Annotated in this window: 3 protein-coding genes; all 3 read right to left on the bottom strand. The window is 73.4% G+C overall.

The genetic code is table 11. The features are described from left to right. Positions 1-290 (bottom strand): biotin/lipoyl-containing protein (locus DZF91_RS26000; protein WP_328589212.1); only part of this gene is annotated, 290 nt, incomplete at its 3' end. A gap of 46 nt (positions 291-336) precedes the next feature. Continuing rightward, positions 337-1,728 (bottom strand): dihydrolipoyl dehydrogenase, encoded by a 1,392-nt coding sequence (lpdA, locus tag DZF91_RS25995; RefSeq protein ID WP_117359824.1) that lies wholly within the window; start codon positions 1,726-1,728, stop codon positions 337-339. A 145-nt stretch (positions 1,729-1,873) separates the two neighbouring features. Next, positions 1,874-3,082, bottom strand: a 1,209-nt coding sequence (locus DZF91_RS25990) for a leucyl aminopeptidase (RefSeq protein ID WP_117359823.1), incomplete at its 5' end; no start/stop codon positions are given.

The raw sequence follows: 3,082 nt of genomic DNA, 5'->3' as shown, positions 1-3,082 counted from the left end.
GGGGCCGCGTCGGCGGCGGGCTCGGCCGCGGGCGCGGCGGCGGGGGCGTCGCCCTCGTCGCCGATGACCGCGAGCTCGGCGCCGACCTCGACGGTCTCGTCCTCGGCGACGGTGATGCTGGTCAGGATGCCGGACGCGGGAGAGGGGATCTCGGTGTCGACCTTGTCGGTCGAGACTTCGAGAAGCGGCTCGTCGGTCTCGACGCGCTCGCCCTCCTTCTTCAGCCAGCGGGTGACGGTGCCCTCGGTGACGCTCTCGCCGAGCTGGGGCATGGTGACGGAGACCGGCATGGCTCTCAGATACTCCTTCGAGATCTCATATTCCCGGCGCGGCAGTTCAGCCGTGCACGTGCAGTGGCTTGCCGGCGAGCATCATGTGCGCCTCGCCGACCGCCTCGGACTGGGTCGGATGCGGATGGATGAGCTGGGCTACCTCGCTCGGCAGGGCCTCCCAGTTGTAGATCAGCTGACCCTCGGTGACCAGCTCGCCGACCCGCGCGCCGACCATGGACAGGCCGAGGACGCGGCCGCCGCGCTCGGCGATCACCCGCACCTCGCCCTGCGTTCCGAGGATCTTGCTCTTCGGGTTGCCGGCGAGGTCGTAGACCGCCTCGTCGATCTCGTACCCGCGTTCGGCGGCGACCTTCGAGGTGATGCCCACGGAGGCGACCTCGGGGTCGGAGTAGGTGATCCGGGGCACGCCGTCGTAGTCGATCGGGGACGGGTCGAGCCCGCCCAGCCGCTCGGCGACCAGGATGCCCTCGGCGAAGCCGACGTGCGCGAGCTGCGGGGTGTCGACGAGGTCGCCCACGGCCGAGACGGTCGGCACCGACGTGCGGCACAGCCCGTCCACCCGGACGAAGCCGCGGTCCAGCTCGACCCCGGCCTCCTCGAACCCGAGCCCGGCCGAGACCGGCGCGCGGCCCACGGCGACGAGCAGCAGCTCGGCGTCCAGGGTGGTGCCGTTCTCCAGCGTGACGGTCACGCCGTCCTCGGTGGCCTGCACGCCCTGGAAGCGGACGCCCAGCTCGTACTTGATGCCGCGCTTGCGGAAGGCGCGCTCCAGCCGCTTGGAGCTGCTCTCCTCCTCCAGCGGCAGCAGGTGGGGGAGCGCCTCGACGATCGTGACCTCGGCCCCGAACGAGCGCCACACGCTGGCGAACTCGACGCCGATCACGCCGCCGCCGAGGATCACCACCGACGCCGGGACGCGGCCGAGCGTGAGGGCCTGGTCGCTGAAGATGACCTTCTCGCCGTCCACCTCCAGGCCGGGCAGCGTGCGCGGCGCGGAGCCGGTGGCCAGCACGACGTGCCGCCCCTCCAGCGTCCGGGTGGCGCCGTCGGCGCCGCGGACCTCGACGGACGTCGGCGACGCCAGCCGCCCCTCGCCCTCGACGATCTCGATCCCGCGCGCCTTGATCAGGCCGGTGAGGCCCTTGACCGTGCCGGAGACGACCTTGTCCTTGTAGGCGTGGACGCCGTCGATGTCGATGCCGACGAAGTCGGCCTTGACGCCGTACGTGGCGGCCTCGCGGGTCTGGTCGGCGACCTCCGCCGCGTGCAGCAGTGCCTTGGTCGGGATGCAGCCGCGGTTCAGGCAGGTGCCGCCGAGCTTGTCGCGCTCGACCAGCGCCACGCTCATGCCGAGCTCGGACGCGCGCAGCGCGCACGCGTAGCCGCCGCTCCCGCCTCCCAGGACCACGATGTCGAAGGGGCCGCTGTCAGCCAATGTCGCTCCCTTTCCGCCCTACGCGCCTACGGCTGGTGTGCCTCGCGCACCCGGCGGCGGCACGGGGTGACGCCCCGCCGCCAGGGAAAACCTATTCCCTTGTGCGCCGGGCGGACCCGGTCGGGGTCCGCCCGGCGGTGCAACGTCAGAGCTCGCCGGCGGCCATGTCCTCGGCGACCGCGACCAGCGTGCGCACGGCCGCGCCGGTGCCCGCCTTCGGCGTGTAGCCGTAGGGCTCGCCCTTGTTGTAGGACGGGCCGGCGATGTCGAGGTGCGCCCAGCGGACGCCGTCCGGGACGAACTCCTTCAGGAAGACGCCCGCGACGAGCATGCCGCCCCAGCGCTCGCCGCTGATGTTGGCGATGTCGGCGACCGCGGAGTCGAGGCCCTTGCGGAGCTCCTCCGGCAGCGGCATGCCCCAGGACGGCTCGCCGCTGCGGACGGCCGCCGCCACCACCTTCTCACGGACCTCGTCGTCGTTGGCCATCACACCGGTGGTCCGGGTGCCGAGCGCGACGAGCTGCGCGCCGGTCAGGGTGGCGACGTCGATCAGCAGGTCCGGCCCGTCCTCGCCGGAGCGGACGATCGGGTCGGCCATGACCAGGCGGCCCTCGGCGTCGGTGTTCAGCACCTCGACGGTCTTGCCGCCGTAGACGGTGAGCACGTCGGACGGGCGCTGCGCGGTGCCGGACGGCATGTTCTCGGCGAGCGCGAGGTAGCCGACGACGTTCACGGCCGGCTTGAGCTCGGCGATCGCGGCGAGCGCGCCCAGCACGGCGGCGGCGCCGCCCATGTCGGACTTCATCCAGTCCATGCCCTCGGCGGGCTTCAGCGAGAGGCCGCCGGAGTCGAACGTGATGCCCTTGCCGACCAGCGCGAGGGTCTTGGACGCCTCGGGGTGGGTGTAGGCGAGGCGGACCAGGCGCGGCGGGTTCGCCGAGCCCTGCCCGACGCCGACGATGCCGCCGTAACCGCCGTCCACCAGGGCCTTCTCGTCCAGCACCTCGATGTCGAGGCCGCCCTCGGAGGCCACCTTGGTGGCGACGCCGGCGAAGTCCTCGGGGGACAGGTCCGACGGCGGGGTGTTGACCAGGTCGCGGACCAGCGAGACCGCGGACGCGAGGGTCTCGGCGCGGCGGACCGCGGCCTCGTCGCCGGAGCCGACGAGCACGATCTCCCCGACCGGGCCGGGCCGCTCGGACGTGCGGTACGCGGTGAAGCCGTAGTTGCCGAGCAGCGCGCCGAGCGCCACGGCCTCCAGCTCCTCGGCGGACGCCGCGGGCAGCGCCACCGCGACCCGGGTCTTGCCCGCGAGGGCGCGGAGCGCGGCGCCGGCGGCGCGGCGCAGGCCCTC

Origin of the sequence: Actinomadura logoneensis, assembly GCF_003428695.1 — a bacterium.
GTDB lineage: Bacteria > Actinomycetota > Actinomycetes > Streptosporangiales > Streptosporangiaceae > Spirillospora > Spirillospora logoneensis.
This window is presented reverse-complemented; position numbering and strand designations above follow the sequence as displayed.